Annotated in this window: 18 protein-coding genes and 1 pseudogene; 10 read left to right on the top strand and 9 right to left on the bottom strand. The window is 45.1% G+C overall.

Annotated features, from left to right (window positions below):
• Window positions 1-13 precede the first annotated feature (13 nt).
• Window positions 14-922, bottom strand: a complete 909-nt coding sequence (locus SC79_RS13925) for a proline dehydrogenase family protein (RefSeq protein ID WP_039075562.1) — start codon at window positions 920-922, stop codon at window positions 14-16.
• Window positions 923-1,016: 94 nt separating this feature from the next.
• Here SC79_RS13925 and SC79_RS13920 point away from each other — a divergent pair, with 94 nt between their 5' ends.
• The 4 genes from SC79_RS13920 to mdtP all read left to right on the top strand — a co-directional run bounded on the left by SC79_RS13920 (window position 1,017) and on the right by mdtP (window position 3,854).
• On the top strand, window positions 1,017-1,262 hold the full coding sequence (locus tag SC79_RS13920) for a hypothetical protein (RefSeq protein WP_039075561.1): 246 nt from the start codon (window positions 1,017-1,019) through the stop codon (window positions 1,260-1,262).
• Between the two features lie 12 nt (window positions 1,263-1,274).
• Window positions 1,275-1,607, top strand: a complete 333-nt coding sequence (locus SC79_RS13915) for a spore coat protein (protein ID WP_039075560.1) — start codon at window positions 1,275-1,277, stop codon at window positions 1,605-1,607.
• A 158-nt stretch (window positions 1,608-1,765) separates the two neighbouring features.
• Window positions 1,766-2,236: a MarR family transcriptional regulator MdtR gene (gene mdtR / locus SC79_RS13910; protein WP_010330019.1), complete on the top strand. Its 471-nt coding sequence runs from the start codon at window positions 1,766-1,768 to the stop codon at window positions 2,234-2,236.
• 1 nt (window position 2,237) lies between these two features.
• Entirely contained in the window at window positions 2,238-3,854 is a 1,617-nt protein-coding gene (gene mdtP / locus SC79_RS13905; RefSeq protein ID WP_039075559.1) for a multidrug efflux MFS transporter MdtP, read from the top strand.
• 36 nt (window positions 3,855-3,890) lie between these two features.
• Here mdtP and SC79_RS13900 read toward each other — a convergent pair whose 3' ends face one another.
• A complete protein-coding gene (locus tag SC79_RS13900; protein ID WP_039075702.1) occupies window positions 3,891-4,274 on the bottom strand; it encodes a tautomerase family protein in 384 nt (127 codons plus the stop codon).
• An 18-nt stretch (window positions 4,275-4,292) separates the two neighbouring features.
• Window positions 4,293-4,748, bottom strand: a pseudogene (locus SC79_RS13895) (SDR family NAD(P)-dependent oxidoreductase); the annotation flags it as partial.
• 54 nt (window positions 4,749-4,802) lie between these two features.
• On the opposite strand from SC79_RS13895, the gene SC79_RS13890 reads away from it, so the two are divergent.
• A complete protein-coding gene (locus tag SC79_RS13890) occupies window positions 4,803-5,690 on the top strand; it encodes a LysR family transcriptional regulator (RefSeq protein WP_039075558.1) in 888 nt (295 codons plus the stop codon).
• 122 nt (window positions 5,691-5,812) lie between these two features.
• Here the strand turns inward: SC79_RS13890 and SC79_RS13885 are convergent, their stop codons facing one another.
• The 4 genes from SC79_RS13885 to SC79_RS13870 all read right to left on the bottom strand — a co-directional run bounded on the left by SC79_RS13885 (window position 5,813) and on the right by SC79_RS13870 (window position 9,529).
• A complete protein-coding gene (locus SC79_RS13885) occupies window positions 5,813-6,115 on the bottom strand; it encodes a YusU family protein (protein ID WP_082022709.1) in 303 nt (100 codons plus the stop codon).
• 29 nt (window positions 6,116-6,144) lie between these two features.
• The gene (locus tag SC79_RS13880) at window positions 6,145-6,972 is read right to left on the bottom strand and encodes an ABC transporter ATP-binding protein (protein ID WP_082022707.1); all 828 of its coding nucleotides are present in this window, start codon (window positions 6,970-6,972) and stop codon (window positions 6,145-6,147) included.
• A 218-nt stretch (window positions 6,973-7,190) separates the two neighbouring features.
• Window positions 7,191-7,628, bottom strand: a complete 438-nt coding sequence (locus SC79_RS13875; protein WP_039075556.1) for a YusW family protein — start codon at window positions 7,626-7,628, stop codon at window positions 7,191-7,193.
• A 104-nt stretch (window positions 7,629-7,732) separates the two neighbouring features.
• A complete protein-coding gene (locus SC79_RS13870; RefSeq protein WP_039075555.1) occupies window positions 7,733-9,529 on the bottom strand; it encodes a M3 family oligoendopeptidase in 1,797 nt (598 codons plus the stop codon).
• Window positions 9,530-9,660: 131 nt separating this feature from the next.
• Between SC79_RS13870 and SC79_RS13865 the strand changes: the two genes are divergently transcribed.
• The gene (locus SC79_RS13865) at window positions 9,661-10,503 is read left to right on the top strand and encodes an oxidoreductase (RefSeq protein WP_039075554.1); all 843 of its coding nucleotides are present in this window, start codon (window positions 9,661-9,663) and stop codon (window positions 10,501-10,503) included.
• 89 nt (window positions 10,504-10,592) lie between these two features.
• Window positions 10,593-11,054: a metalloregulation DNA-binding stress protein MgrA gene (gene mrgA, locus SC79_RS13860; RefSeq protein WP_039075553.1), complete on the top strand. Its 462-nt coding sequence runs from the start codon at window positions 10,593-10,595 to the stop codon at window positions 11,052-11,054.
• A 42-nt stretch (window positions 11,055-11,096) separates the two neighbouring features.
• On the opposite strand, the gene SC79_RS13855 is transcribed toward mrgA, so the two are convergent.
• Window positions 11,097-12,473 (bottom strand): S1C family serine protease, encoded by a 1,377-nt coding sequence (locus SC79_RS13855; protein WP_039075552.1) that lies wholly within the window; start codon window positions 12,471-12,473, stop codon window positions 11,097-11,099.
• A 277-nt stretch (window positions 12,474-12,750) separates the two neighbouring features.
• Here SC79_RS13855 and cssR point away from each other — a divergent pair, with 277 nt between their 5' ends.
• Together cssR and cssS are read left to right on the top strand one after the other, a co-directional pair.
• Window positions 12,751-13,428, top strand: coding sequence for a secretion stress-responsive two-component system response regulator CssR (gene cssR / locus SC79_RS13850; protein WP_039075551.1), 678 nt, complete (start codon window positions 12,751-12,753; stop codon window positions 13,426-13,428).
• A complete protein-coding gene (gene cssS, locus SC79_RS13845; protein WP_039075550.1) occupies window positions 13,425-14,786 on the top strand; it encodes a secretion stress-responsive two-component system sensor histidine kinase CssS in 1,362 nt (453 codons plus the stop codon). Before cssR ends, cssS begins: the two co-directional genes overlap by 4 nt.
• 21 nt (window positions 14,787-14,807) lie before the next feature.
• Here cssS and spxO read toward each other — a convergent pair whose 3' ends face one another.
• Entirely contained in the window at window positions 14,808-14,972 is a 165-nt protein-coding gene (gene spxO, locus SC79_RS20130) for an anti-adapter protein SpxO (RefSeq protein WP_003221681.1), read from the bottom strand.
• A 168-nt stretch (window positions 14,973-15,140) separates the two neighbouring features.
• Between spxO and SC79_RS13840 the strand changes: the two genes are divergently transcribed.
• The gene (locus SC79_RS13840) at window positions 15,141-16,016 is read left to right on the top strand and encodes a TetR/AcrR family transcriptional regulator (RefSeq protein WP_039075549.1); all 876 of its coding nucleotides are present in this window, start codon (window positions 15,141-15,143) and stop codon (window positions 16,014-16,016) included.
• The last annotated feature ends 2 nt before the right edge of the window (window positions 16,017-16,018 follow it).

Below are 16,018 nucleotides of genomic sequence, written 5' to 3'. Positions count from 1 at the left end.
CCCGCGGCTGCTTTCACTTTTTCAAGATCCCTTTCATCACAAACGCCGCATTGGCCGGCCGTTCGGCAATTCTTCTCATAAAGTAGCTGAACCAGTCCGTTCCATACGGGACATACACACGCATTCTGTACCCTTCCTTAGCCAGTTCCTTCTGCCGCTCCGACCTGATGCCGTACAGCATTTGAAACTCAAATTGTGACGCTGGGATATGATGTTCAGCAACGAGTTGTTTCGTATACGCAATGATATCATCGTCATGTGTGGCGACAGCCGTGTAGTTTTCGCTTAACAGCTGCAGCTTTATTAAACTCTGAAAATGAAGGTCTGTTCCTTTTTTGTCAGGGAACGCGACCGCCGCAGATTCTTTATAAGCGCCTTTCACAAGTCTGAGATTTGGCTTTAAGCCGCGCATCAGCCTGATATCTTCTGCCGCCCGGTACAGATATGCCTGAATGACCGTGCCGAGCATCTCAAATTCTGGTTTGCATTGCCTGTAGATGGCGAGTGTCTGTTCATAATGAGAATAGTCTTCCATATCAATCGTCACAGCAACACCATATTGCTTCGCAGCAGATAGAATCGCTCGCAAATGAGAAAGGGCAATTTCTTCTGAAAGATCGAGCCCGATTGAGGTCAGCTTGAGTGAGAGCTCTGAGTCCAATTGATGCTCGGCAATGGCTTGAATGGCTTTCTTGCATTCCTCTGCGACTTGCTTCGCTTCTTTATCCGAAGATGCATACTCGCCTAAATAATCAATTGTAGCGCACAAACCAGATCTATTTAGCCTTTTGACCGCCTTAACCGCCGATTGAATTGTATCCCCTGCGACAAATCTTCGTGCTCCAAGCCGCGCCCCGTATGCTTTTGCGAACTTGGTAAGTGCTTTATTTTGAGATAAAAATAAAAACACACGTCTCAACATCCGACTCCCTCCTGCCTTCATCTTCAAAACATCTGTATATAACTCCCAGACTGAAGGAAACTATACATGAACAAAAAACCAAAGGAGGATTACAATGGACAATCAGCAGCAATCCAATATGCCGCCTTCCGTCATTTCCACAAAAGATCATTTGTATCTGAAAGACATGTTGAACTGGAATTTGCTCGCAATGAAAAAAGCGCATTTCATGGCGCAGCAGTGCCAGGATCAATCGTTAAAACAAGAACTAGACCGCGTCGGACATATGCATCATGACCACTATCAAAGAATCATAAAGCACCTGCAGCCAGGCCAGCAGCAGTCCGGCTATATCCAATAAGGAGGCGCCAGAATGAATCAGCAAAATCAAAAAATCAGCAACCCGCAAACACCAGTACCGACAACTCCGGAGATGAATGACAGAGATTTCATCAACGAGCTGCTGACAACAGAAAAATATATGACAACAGCTTATTGCACAGCCTTGAACGAATTCAGCCACGAGTCTCTCTATCAGGATATTCAGGCCATTTTTGATGAGTCACAAAAAACACAAAGAAAACTGTATGACCTTATGTTCCAATATGGATGGTATTCTGTTGAAGCGGAGGATGCCCAAAAGCTGCAGAAGTCTTATCAAAAATTCGACAAGACCATTCAGCAGCAGTCTCCTTATCAGCAATAAACATCGAGAAAAAGGATAGGATGTTCTTAAAGGGCATCTATCCTTTTTTTGTGTGAAATTGGTTGACTTTTTATTTATATTTATTTATATTTAATTCACCTTAACTATTTTACTATCTTAAATATAAATGCAGTTTATGCAACAGAGGAGAAATGAATATGAAAAGTGCGGATCAGCTAATGTCCGATATTCAATTATCGCTTCAGGCGCTCTTTCAAAGGATACAGCCTGAAATGCTGGAAAGCATGGAGAAACAAGGAGTTACCCCAGCGCAGCTGTTTGTGCTGGCCAGCTTAAAAAAACACGGCAGCCTCAAAATTTCTGAAATCGCCGAGCGGATGGAGGTCAAGCCTAGCGCTGTGACGTTAATGGCAGATCGACTTGAACAAAAAAATCTTATCGCCAGAACACACAATACAAAAGACAGGCGAGTGATTGATATCAGTCTTACTGATGAAGGAGACAGAAAGTTCGAGGAGATTTTGGCAGGCAGAAAAGCCATTATGGCCCGATACCTTTCCTTCTTAACGGAGGAGGAAATGCTTCAGGCGGCACGTATCACAGAAAAACTCGCACAGGCTGCGGCTGAAGCGGATGAAAAGCAAAACATGAAAAGAGGAAACGGATGACATGAGTAATGAAGGCAAACAATCAAAACGGACGTTATTAATCACAGGCTTAGTGATTGCCATGTTTTTTTCAGCTCTTGACGGTACCATTGTCGGAACGGCCATGCCGAAAATTGTCGGTGATCTGGGCGGTTTGAGCATGATGACCTGGCTGACAACGGCATACTTGCTAACCTCAACAACAGTCGTTCCGATTGCCGGTAAACTGGCCGATTTATTGGGACGGCGCATTGTCTATGTATCAGGTTTGATTATTTTTATGGCCGCTTCCGCTTTGTGCGGAATGGCCAACAATATGACAGAATTGATTATTTTCCGAGGGCTGCAGGGAATCGGCGGAGGCATTATGATGCCGATGGCGATGATTGTCATCGGTGACTTATTCACTGGAAAACAGCGTGCTAAATTCCAAGGGGTCTTTGGCGCGATTTACGGGCTGGCTTCAGTGATAGGGCCGCAAATCGGCGGCTGGATTGTAGACTCGCTCAACTGGAAATGGGTTTTCTATATTAACCTTCCAGTCGGAATTATTGCGGTTATTTTTATTGCCCGAGGATTGCAGGGCCGCCAGCAGACGGGTCCAATCAACTTCGATATCGCCGGGATTTTCACGATGATTGTCGGGGTTGTCAGCCTCCTGCTCGCCTTAAGCTTTGGCGGAAAAGATTATGCGTGGGGTTCGTGGCAGATTCTTGGCTTGTTTGCCCTCGCACTGATCGGCATTGTCAGCTTTATTATCGTGGAATCAAAAGCAAAAGAACCGATCCTGCCCATGTATCTCTTTAAAAACAGAACGTTTACATTTTTAAACTTGATCGGTTTCTTTATGAGTATCGGCATGTTTGGTGCGATTACGTTTGTCCCTTTCTTTATGCAGGGAATTGTCGGTGTAAGTGCGTCTGAATCAGGCACGATTATGACACCGATGATGATCTCTATGATTATCACAAGCATTATCGGCGGCCAGCTGGTTTATAAAATCGGCATTAAACCGCAAATCATAACAGGCATGCTGATTATGGCCGGGGGATTCCTGCTGTTAACGACTTTGGATCTTGATACAAGCAAGCTTATCGCTACATCGTATATGGCGATTATTGGTCTGGGAATGGGTCTGGTAATGCCGATTCTGACACTGGCTTTACAAGAAAGCTTTTCAAAGGAAGAGCTTGGGGTTGTCACCTCATCCAGCCAATTCTTCCGTTCTATCGGAGGAACATTCGGCATTACCATGCTGGGAGCTGTAATGAATGCGAGATCAGGAAACTTATTAACAGATAAACTTGTGCCGTATTTAGACTCACTTCCGGCACAGGCAAGCTCATTTGCCGACCAGCTAAAGAGTATGATTGATACTAATCCGCAAGGGCTGCTGCAATCACTGTTCAGTCCGGACGCATTGAAACAAATCCCTGCGGCTTTCTCATCACATATTATGCCGATTTTAAAAACATCCTTGATGGATTCGCTCCACAGCGTGTTTTATACAGGCTTGATCTTTATCGCAGTCGGAGCCGTTTTTACCTTGTTCTTGAAGCCAATCAAGCTATCGAACAAGAAAACAGATGAACAAGTAAAAGAAAAAGCGGCACAAGCCGTTGAATCACCTTCACATTAATAGAGCGCCCCGCGGGTACCCATCCGCGGGGTTTTCTTATTCGATCATCTGGGCCCTTCCATTTCCAAACGACCAATCCTCATCCTGGTTTCCGGCCAGCATGATAAACACATCTTCTTTTCTTATACCAAGCTTGGAATGAAGGCTGCTTGCGATTGAGCGGTAAAGCGCTTTTTTCTGTTCAGTGGTTCTTGAATCTTTCAACGTAAAATGAATGTATACCAGTTCATCAGTGCGCTCGACCCGCAGATAAGACGGATCATAAAAAAATTCGCTGTTATCATACTGCCTGATGACTTGAAAATAGTCATCTTCCGGCACATTGATTTCTTCGATCATCGATTGGTGGATGGTCCTGCTTAGGGTTTGAAGCCACGCTTCGCTTCTCCCCGCCCGCAAATGAATCTGTACAAATGGCATCTCCCGCATCTCACCTCTTTATAGCGTCTGTCCGCTGTCAACTGTGATGATTTGGCCTGTGAGTGATTCCTGTTCAACAAGCGAACAAATCAATTTGGCGACATCATCCGATTCAGCCATTCGCTGCAGCGGCAAAGTGCCGATCATGCTCTTCATTTTCTCTTCCCGGCCAGCCCACCATCTCGTTGCGACAGCCCCCGGTGCTACACCGTTCACTCTGATTTCAGGCGCCAAGGCGTGCGCCAAAGATTTCGTTAAACCGTGTACAGCCGATTTTGACACAGCGTAAGGTATAGATGAGCCCGACCCAGTTATCCCTGCGATGCTTCCGACATTTACGATTGCTCCAGCCTTGCTTTTTTTCATGAACGGGGCCACTGCCCGTGCGCAGAAAAACATCCCTTTCACATTGACAGCATACAGTTCATCCCAGACATCTTCTGTCGCAGCTTCAAGATCATCCATTGGAATATAAAGATACTTGTTATCATTCAAATTGATATCAACAAACGAACGGAGGCATTCAAAATGGAAAGCGGAGATTTACGTGTGTTTCAAATGGTAGCCCGTGAAGGTTCCATTACGAAAGCGGCCAAGCAGCTTGGCTATGTGCAATCGAATGTCACGGCCAGAGTTCAGCAATTGGAAGCTGAGCTTGGCACCATTCTGTTTTTGCGCCATAATCGGGGCATGACACTTTCTGCAAGCGGAAAACTGCTGCTGGACTATGCGAATAAAATTATCGGCCTGCTGGATGAAGCGTCAAAAGCACTCTCATCCTCTGTCGAACCAAGCGGGCCGCTTATGATCGGCTCCACACAGACAACCGCCGCGGTAAGGCTTCCGAAGCTTCTGGCTTCATATTATGAAGAATACCCTAACGTACAGCTGTCATTAACGACAGGGCATACACAATTTCTCCTCGATAAAGTTCTTCGTTACGAATTGGATGGCGCGTTTATCGGATGTGAATGCAATCATCCTGAGCTCGAATCCTATCCCGCATTTGAGGAAGAACCAGTGGTTGTTTCGGCGGCTTCCGTGTCTGATGCAGAAGAAGCCGCCACAAAGCCGATTCTCGTTTACAGCACAGGCTGTTCATATCGTGAGACACTTGAAAAATGGCTGCGTTCCGTCGGTGTCACACAGCCGGTCATGATGGAATTTGGCACGCTTGAAGCGATTATCGGCGGGGTTACAGCGGGTCTTGGCATCTCATTGCTGCCGAGAACGGTTGTGCAGAAACACGAGGCTGAAGGGGCGATTCGCTTGTACCCGTTGCCTAAAGCGCTTAGCCAGATGAAAACAGAATTTGTTGTCCGTAAAGATTCGTTTATCAGCAGTGCGCTGCGGACCTTTATGTATTCCTTTGCGCCAGATCAAACGGCAGCATTACAAAAAAGCAGTCTGCTGTAATGGGCAGACTGCTCAGCGTGTTGACAAACCCTCGCATTCGTTGTCAGGCCTGCGCGTCGGTGCTCACGAATATCTACATTCGCTGTGCTCCGATGCTCGCCCTTCCTAGACTTCAAAGGTTTTCAATCACGCTGAAAAGATTGTTTGTTTCGATGGGCTTCATTCAATTCCTTAATATGCTGAATGACATCTTTAATGCCCTGCTTCGCGTCAGGATATGTCGCATTCCAATGCTTAGCGAGCGGCGGCATGCTTTTGGCTATATGCGTGTACAAAATCCATTGCTTCACTTCTTCTTTTAGCTCATTGCTTGCTTCACCAAGCAGAAGCTCAGTATACTTCTCCAGCAATCCATCGAGCTGCTCCTGAAGTTTGTGATCCATTTTCCATCTTCCTTTCGAAAAAACAGCAAGGAGCTTTCTCAAATGAAAGCTCCTTTCGCTGGCATTATTGATTAACCATGTGATGTGAAAGCCGCTTCCTGGACAATGCATCTGCCCCTGCCGTGAGGAATGCAAAGAGGCGTACCGAACAGCGGGTCCTGTGTAACCTGGCAGTTCATAGAAAACACATTTTGCACAAGATCACAGGTGATAACCTCTTCCGGACGTCCTTCAGCATAAATCCGTTTATCTTTTATGGCTACAAGGTGATGCGCGTAGCGGCATGCCAAGTTTAAGTCATGAAGAACCATCACAATCGTCCGCTCTTCCTTTTCATTCAGCTCAAACAGCAAATCAAGAATTTCAATTTGGTGCGTCATGTCTAAATACGTCGTCGGCTCATCCAGAAGGATAATATCCGTATCCTGCGCAAGCGTCATCGCGATCCAAGCCCGCTGGCGCTGTCCTCCTGACAAAGAGTCGACGGCGCGGTCTGCCATGTCCTCAAGTTTGGTTGCTTTAAGCGCCCTCTCAACCGCTTCCTCATCCTCTTTTGACCACTGTTTCAGCCAATTTTGGTAAGGATACCTTCCTTGCTTCACCAGCTGATGCACCGTCAGCCCCTCTGGAGCCGAAGGGCCCTGCGGCAGGATTGCGAGCTCTTTTGCGACTTCCTTCGTCGGAAGCTTGGCAATCGCTCTTCCTTCCAGCAGAACTGAACCGCCTCTCGGTTTCATCAGACGCGCTAATGAACGTAAAAGTGTCGATTTTCCGCAGCCGTTGCTGCCAATAAATACGGTAATTTCACCTTTTGGAATGGTTAAATTCAACTCATCAATAATAACGGCATCCCCGTATCCTAAGCTCAGCGTTTCTGTAGAAATTGCACTCATACCCATAACCGCTCCTTTTTGCTGGCTTTTTAGCAGCACTATGTATTACACGTTTTCTATATATATGCGCGTGAAGTCAATTGTCATCAATGCAAGTGATTCAATATTCAGCCATTTTTATATGGCCATATATCCCTCATTGTAGCAGAAAACAGTGACTTTGAAAATCATTTTCAATTAGTATTTTGGACATATTTGGCGTTTATGGGTTTTTCATCACAAGATTATTTCTTAATTTCTCTGACTGAGCCGTCCTTCAGCTTTAGTTTTAAGTCGATATGATCATAATGGCTGTCCAGATTAAACGCTGCCAGCACACTGTGAATCACTTCAGATTCAGCCATTTGCTCTGTTACGGAAAGCTCGCTCAGAATCATTTTCATCTCATCTAAGGCTTCTTCCCCCTCCTGCTTGACACCGGAGAGCTTATCCTGGATTTCCGCTGTTTCCTGAGTCCCTTTTTTTGTATATATGCCTTCATACCGATTATGCTCACCATCTCCGTAGCTCACACGGAGCGAAAAATCGCTGTAAGGAACAGACTTCAGCTGGGTGACGGCTGTATTTTCTCCTTCTGCCTTTTGCTTGTCTTCGTTGAGACGGCAGCCAGCAATCAGAACCATTGCGAAGCAAATAGCCCCGGCTGCTCTGATCAAACGCATATGTCTCCCCCCTGTAGGATTCCATTTGTTTTAGGTATGTCCAGAGAATGGAATCCTCATTCAGAGATGGATTGAAAAAGCCGAGGCGTATAACGCCACGGCTTTTAAGATTCAGTCATTTCCAAAAAGGCTTCCACATCCCGCACGGCCAGCTTGATGGCATTCTCCCAGAAATCTCGCTTCGTAATGTCAGCGCCCAAATGCTTCATCGCCAAATCCTCCACGGTCATAGAAGCCGTATCCCGCAATAGCGCGGTATACTTCTCTTCAAACGCGTTTTTTTCTTCAAGCGCCAGTGCGTAAATGCCAAGAGAAAACAGGTAGCCGAACGTATAAGGAAAATTGTAAAACGGCACTCTCGTAATATGGAAGTGGAGCTTCGACGCCCAAAAGAGCGGATGGTACTCTCCTAACGAATTGCAGTATGCCTCTTTTTGCGCCTCTTCCATCAGTTCATTCAAACGATCGGCCGGGACGGCTCCCCGCTTTCGTTCTTCGTAAAATCTCGTTTCGAATAGGAACCTGGCGTGGATATTCATGAAGAACGCAACGCTTCTTTGTACTTTATCCTCGAGAAGGACAAGCTTTTCTTCCTTCGTCTCCGCCTGCTGAACAGTCGCGTCCGCCACAATCATCTCGGCAAACGTTGAAGCCGTTTCCGCGACGTTCATCGCGTAGGACCGGTTTAACGGCCTGACGTTGAGCATCGCTTCCTGATGGAACGCGTGCCCGAGCTCATGTGCAAGCGTTGATACATTTGAGGCACTTCCCGAAAATGTCATGAAAATCCGCGATTCCCCGCTGTCCGGAAAGCTCGTGCAAAAACCGCCGACTCTTTTTCCGCTCCTGTCTTCCGCCTCAATCCAGCGGTCCCGAAACGCTTTTTCTGTGAAAGCGGACAGCTTTTTGCCAAACGTGGAAAATTGGCTGACAATGACATTTGCGGCTTCATCATATGAATACACCTTTCCATCAGATCCGATTGGGGCCTCAACATCGTACCAGCTGAGCTTTTCAAGGCCGAGCATGGACGCTTTCCGGTTCAAAAACTGAACGAACGGCTGCTTGTTTTCAGTGATGACCTGCCACATCGTATCCAGTGTTTCTTTTTTCATCCTATTGATCTGCAGCGGCTCCTTCAGGACATTCTCCCAGCCGCGCGCTTTATAGGTTTCAAGCCGGAACCCCGCCAAATGATTGAGTGTGCTGCTGAATATATCCTGCTTGCTTTCCCACGCTTGATGCAAACGTTCATATATTGTTTTTCTGACAGCGCGGTCTTGATGCCCCATCACATTTTCCGCCTGACCGACAGACAATTGCTTATTCTCACCGTTTTCCTCATATGGTATGGTCATTTTCCCGACAACCATATTATATAAGTCACTCCAAGCGTGATATCCGTCCACCGCAAGGTTTCCAATCAGTTTTTCTTTACCCGGGCTGAGCTTTTCGGCAACCCTTTGTCTTCTTTCATTTAATATGTACGATACATCACGTAATCCCGGTTTTGTTAACAATTCATTCCACACATCTTGTTCAATGGCCACCAGTTTATGATCTAAGGTGACGAGGGACGATTGAAATTCTGCGTTAAGCCGATTCATGAGTGACTGATGCTCAGCAGCCTTTTGATCACTGATATTCTGGGCCTGAAGGCAAGCAACAAAAGCACCAGCCTGCTGAAGCTTGACAGAATTCTGTTCGAATAAATCTAGCAAAGCAATCATCGCTTCAGCGTCTTCAGGCGATTCAGGCACCTGAAACCCATCAGTCATCTCTTGAAATGCACGCAGACTTTGTGAAAGCTTTTCAATATATCCTTTAAATTCTGCTGATTGGCTCCCGCCCTTAAAAAACGAATCCAGATCCCATCTTTGGTCTATCCCTTGCAGCGCCATTATACAAAACCCCTTTCCTCTTTCGTTTTATTATAGAACAATTCTGAATTATTGTATAAAAATTTCTTTTATAGGGTCTATTTCCGTTCATGATTGTACAATAGCTGTAGCAGGTAAATAGGAGGTATACAATGAATAAAAAAATCGCGATCGTAACAGGAGCTTCAAAAGGCTTTGGCCAGCTGGCAGCCGTAAAGCTCGCCAAGACATTTTTTGTGATTGCCACAACAAGACAGCCTGAGAAAGCTGAACAGCTTCGGGAGTTGGCCGCAGCCCACCATGTAGCTGACTCTATCCACATTACCGTTCTCGACGTCACCGATGAACATTCGATAGCCTCATTCGGAAAAGCCATTAGCGCTTACGCTCCTATTGATCTTCTCGTCAACAACGCTGGAGCCGCTTATGGAGGATTTGTCGAGGATGTGCCGATGGACCATTTCAGACAACAATTTGAAACGAATGTCTTCGGAGTAATCCATGTGACAAAAACCGTTCTGCCTTACATAAGAAAGCATGGCGATGCAAAGATTATAAACGTGAGCAGCATCAGCGGCCTGACCGGATTTCCCGCGCTGTCGCCTTATGCATCATCCAAGCATGCATTGGAGGGTTTTTCTGAGAGCCTGCGTGTGGAGCTGCTTCCGTTCGGTATCCACACCGCTTTGGTCGAGCCCGGCTCATACAAAACGTCGATCTGGTCCACCTCTTTATCTCATTATATGTCGGTGCCTGCTGACGATTCAGCCTATCATCAATACTATAAAAAGATCCTTTCCTACGTTGAAAAAAACGCGGATGAAAGCGGAGATCCCCAAGAAGTTGCCGACCTTATTTATCAATTGGCAACAAAACAGCACATAAAGAAATTGCGATATCCGATCGGAAAAGGCGTCAAGCTCACCTTGTTATTCCGAGCGCTTTTTCCTTGGTCTGCATGGGAGTCTATCCTAAAGAAAAAACTATTCAGATGATCTAAATTATAATTATTATAATTTAGTATTGATTTTTAATTGATACGTGGTATAATTAAATTAACAGATCACAAGGAGGACGTTATCTTATGAAAACTGAAAACGCAAAAACAAACCAAACATTAGTTGAGAATTCAATGAACACACAATTATCAAACTGGTTTCTTTTATACTCTAAGCTCCACCGTTTCCATTGGTATGTGAAAGGGCCGCATTTCTTCACATTGCATGAGAAATTTGAAGAACTGTACGACCATGCGGCGGAAACAGTTGATACTATCGCTGAGCGACTGCTGGCAATCGGCGGTCAGCCTGTAGCCACCTTGAAGGAATATACTGAGCATGCATCTATCACTGACAGCGGAAACGAAACATCAGCGTCAGAAATGGTACAAACATTGGTAAACGACTACAAACAAATCAGCAGCGAATCTAAATTCGTAATCGGCCTGGCTGAAGAAAATCAAGACAATGCGACAGCGGACTTGTTTGTCGGATTAATTGATGAAGTTGAAAAACAAGTGTGGATGCTTTCCGCTTACTTAGGATAAAAAAAAGCTGAACCCTTTTCGGGTTCAGCTTTTTGATTACTCCTAACTTGAGCTGCTTTCTGTCTGCTTGGTCAGGGTCACATTCAAGGTTTCGGTTTTTCCGTTTCGAAGGACTTGTATGGTTGTTTTGTCTCCGACTTTCAAGTCCTTGTAAAGGATCTGACGGATATCCGCGCTGCTTTCCACGTCTTTCCCGTTTAGTTTGACAATGACATCCTCAGATTTGATACCGGCTTTGGCCGCTGGTGAATGTCCTTGAACTTCTTTTACATACACACCTTTGCCTAATTGATCTCCAAACAGGCCAAGCGTATTTTCCTGATAGGTTTGAGGAACTTGTGACATGTCAATCATTTGCACGCCTAAAAACGGACGTTCTACCTTTCCATTTTCAAGCAGCTGGTCAACAATCGGCTCGACATCATTGCTCGGGATCGCAAATCCAAGTGACTCTACGCCGCTCTCGCTCACCTTTAAGCTGTTGATGCCGATCACTTGGCCGCTCGCGTTGATTAACGGGCCTCCGCTGTTCCCCGGGTTGATCGCTGCGTCAGTTTGCAGCACGTTCATTTCCACCGTGCCTTGTGTGGTATCGACATCAATTGTCCGGTTCAGACCGCTGATGATGCCTTGTGTCACCGTACCGGAAAACTGCTGTCCGAGCGGATTTCCGATGGCGATGACTTTTTCGCCCGTGCGCAGCTGTGATGAGTCACCGAAGCTCGCGACTTTTTTGATGTTCTTGCCGCTGATCTCCAGAACAGCCAAATCGGTTATCGCATCGCTGCCGACAAGCTTGGCACTTTCCGTTTCTCCATTATATAACGTGACCGTCAGCTTATTCGCCCCTTCAACGACATGATTATTTGTAATGATATACGCTTTATCACCGTCTTTGTTGAAAATGACGCCTGATCCGGTTCCGCTTTCACTTTCTGAGCTGGAGCCGCCTCCCGTGCCGAAAGTGTTATTTTGCGAGGTTTGGATATTTGAGATTCCGACAATCGTCGGCTCTAAATCCTCTACCATATCAGCGACGTTTGAAGCGTTTGTGATCGGTGTCGTTGTAAAATGATCTGACTGTACCTGTTTATTCGCGGTAGCGGTCTCTGTCGTCTGATCTTGGTCTGACGGCAGATAAGGCGCGATGCCGAGCATCAGCCCGCCGCCGATAATCCCGCCCAAAATCGGGCTCAGCCATGCGGCTTTCCTTTTCTTTTCTTTTTTCACAGCCGTTTCTTTCTTCTCCATTTCTAAAGAGGAAGCCGTTTCTTTCCGTCCCGCTTCATACGAAACAGGCGCGTCAAGCAATTCCTGTTCAGGATGGCCAATCTGCTGCCGGTTTTCTGAATTCTGATGTTCTGTATGTGAAGATTCTGTTTGATGTTGGTCGTTTTGATCATCTCGTCGATAATCCATGTTCCTACACTCCTTTAACGGTTTTTCATTTATCGTTACATCTTCAACGCATGTACAAGTTCAATTGTCCCAATGATGAGGAGAAAAGCAAAGCACCAAAATACAATATGTTTGATCATCCTGCATCTTCCTCACTCTTTTTCTATTCCTTTCTTCCCTTATACACATCATAAACAAACATTGTGGGATAAAAATGAAAAGAATATGTGAAATTATGAAAATGGCCTGCCGTATGTTAAAACTAGTTTATAATGACGTTGAAAGGATGTGAAGAGCCTTGTCATACACCATTTATCTAGTTGAAGATGAGGATAACCTGAACGAACTGCTGACGAAGTATTTAGAAAATGAGGGCTGGAACATTACATCTTTTACGAAAGGTGAAGACGCCCGAAAGAAAATGACGCCGTCTCCCCACCTCTGGATTCTCGATATCATGCTGCCGGATACCGACGGCTATACATTAATAAAAGAAATCAAAGCGAAAGACCCTGACGTGCCGGTCATTTTTATTTCCGCCCGAGATGCAGATATTGACAGAGTCCTTGGTTTAGAGCTTGGCAGCAATGACTATATTTCAAAGCCATTCCTGCCGCGGGAGCTGATCATACGTGTCCAAAAGCTGCTTGAGCTCGTTTATAAGGAAGCTCCGCCTGTACAAAAACATGAAATCGCCGTCTCCTCGTATCGGATCGCTGAAGACGCCCGCGAGGTCTATGATGAAAACGGAAAGTTGATCAATTTGACAACGAAAGAATTTGATCTGCTGCTGTTATTTATCCATCATAAAGGACATCCATACTCGCGTGAGGATATTCTTGGAAAAGTATGGGGGCACGACTACTTTGGAACAGACCGGGTTGTTGATGACCTCGTCCGGAGACTGCGCAAAAAAATGCCTGAATTGAAGGTGGAGACGATTTACGGATTCGGCTACAGGATGATGACATCATGAAAAACAAGCCGCTTTCGTTTCAAATATGGGTTGTCATATCCGGCATCCTGTTAGGGATATCCATTTTGCTGCTTGTGTTATTTTCAAACACGCTGCGCGATTTCTTCACCAATGAAACGTATGCGACGATTGAAAATGAACAGCATGTTCTGACGGAGTACCGCCTGCCGGGTTCTATTGAAAGGCGCTATTACAGCGAGGAAGCCACAGCACCGACAACCGTCCGCTCCGTCCAGCACGTGCTCCTGCCTGAAAATGAAGCTGCCTCCTCAGATAAGGATGTAAGCATTTTGTCGGCTTCGTTCATCCATAAGGTGTACAAGCTGGCCAATAAACAAGCGGCCGAAAAGAAACGGTACAGCGCAGACGTCAATGGAGAGAAAGTGTTTTTTGTCATCAAAAAGGGGCTTTCCGTTAATGGTCAATCAGCTATGATGCTTTCTTACGCGCTTGATTCTTATCGGGACGATCTGGCCTATACGCTATTCAAACAGCTTCTGTTTATTATAGCTGTTGTCATTTTATTAAGCTGGATTCCGGCCATTTGGCTTGCGAGATATTTATCAAGGCCCCTCGTGTCATTTGAAAAGCACGTCAAACGGATTTCCGAACAAGATTGGGATGACCCAGTGAAAGTGGATCGGAAAGACGAGATCGGCAAGCTGGGCCATACCATCGAAGAGATGCGCCAAAAGCTTGTGCAAAAGGACGAAACGGAAAGAACTCTATTGCAAAATATCTCTCACGATTTAAAAACACCGGTTATGGTCATCAGAGGCTATACACAATCGATTAAGGACGGGATTTTTCCTAAAGGGGATCTTGAAAATACAGTAGATGTCATTGAAGGCGAAGCCCTTAAGCTGGAGAAAAAAATAAAGGATTTATTATATTTAACGAAGCTGGATTATTTAGCGAAGCAAAAAGTGCAGTACGATATGTTCAGTATCGTGGAAGTGACAGAAGACGTCATCGATAGACTGAAGTGGGCTCGGAAAGAGTTATCGTGGGAAACTGATGTAGAAAAAGACATTCTGATGCCAGGCGATCCGGAGCAATGGAATAAACTTCTCGAAAATATTTTAGAAAATCAAATCCGCTACGCTGAGAAAAAAATAGAAATCAGCATGAAACAAGATGATCGGAATATTGTGATCACCATTAAAAATGACGGCCCGCATATTGAAGATCAGATGCTCTCCAGCCTCTATGAGCCTTTTAATAAAGGGAAGAAAGGCGAATTCGGTATTGGTCTCAGCATCGTAAAACGAATTTTAACTCTTCATAAGGCGTCTATCTCCATTGAAAACGACAAAACGGGTGTAATATACCGAATAGCAGTGCCAAATAGACTGTAATTGTTTTTGCAGTCTATTTTTTTATGTGAAAGAGTAGCCGTTAAAATCTCTGTAATTTGTTTTGAGCGGCTGTTTACACTGATGAACCCATTTTTTCTCTGACAATGTCTGCTTCGGATATTTGACTTTCTCCACTTTAATTCCTCTGTTTCGCAAGCGGCTGATCATTTCGTCCAATTCTCTCATTTTAGATTCACCCTTTCGCTTGAGCTTTGACCGTTTGGTCATCTCAATTTATAATATAAATAATACATCATAAAAAAACAAGTTACAATAAGGTTAATTTTATAACAGAAGGTGTGACTATATGGTCATATCCTCATGAGGCCTCCGGGCTCCGAAAGGGTGGAACCATTGAAGGAAAAAGAAAAGCTGATTATTGAAACAGCCTTAAAACTATTTGCCCAAAAAGGATACAATGCAACATCAGTTCAAGAAATCGCAAAAGCATGCAAAATATCCAAAGGCGCTTTTTATATTTATTTTCCTTCGAAAGAAGCGCTTCTTCTGTCTATGCTGAACTACTATTACGATAAAACGTTTACCCGAATTTTAGATATTCAAACGAAAGGCGACAGCCCAAGAACGGCTTACCGCAACCAGCTGACCGTGCTCTATGAAAACATTCTGGAACACAAGGATTTTATCAGCATGCAAATGAAGGAAGGCTCTCTTCCTTACACAGAGGAAGTGGAGCAATACGCCAAAAAAATCCGCCAGTCCTCACTTCAATTTCATATCGACAGCCTGCTGAACATTTACGGAAAAAAGGCTGAACCGTATACTGCAGAGCTTTGTTTCTTAATAGAGGGCATCAGCCAGATTTACCTGGAATGCTTAATCCTGCTCGGCTACACTGTGAAGCCCGACCAATTAGCGGATATCATGATGAATAGAATTGATGACATGGTAAAAGGCATGTCTGAACGAAACGATAAACCTTTCATCACGTTGGAAGAAGCAAGCTCTTTATTTGGGCCTCTTACGCACGGACGGCCTGATCCGCTGACTGAATCGATTATGAAAAGCCTTCGTGACAAATTGAACAGCTTACACACAACCTCCTCTCTTGAATTATCGGAGAGCTTGGACATACTTGAAGCAGAAATGAAGAAAAAAACACCGAAGCTGGCGATCATTAAAGGCATGATCCATAATCTAACGGAGTGTGAAGCACTTGCCAAAGATGCGGAGCAGCTGAAATATCTGTTACATCAGCAATATATTTAGAA

It is taken from the genome of Bacillus sp. MSP13 (genome assembly GCF_000815295.1).
Taxonomy (GTDB): Bacteria; Bacillota; Bacilli; order Bacillales; family Bacillaceae; genus Bacillus; species Bacillus vallismortis.
This window is presented reverse-complemented; position numbering and strand designations above follow the sequence as displayed.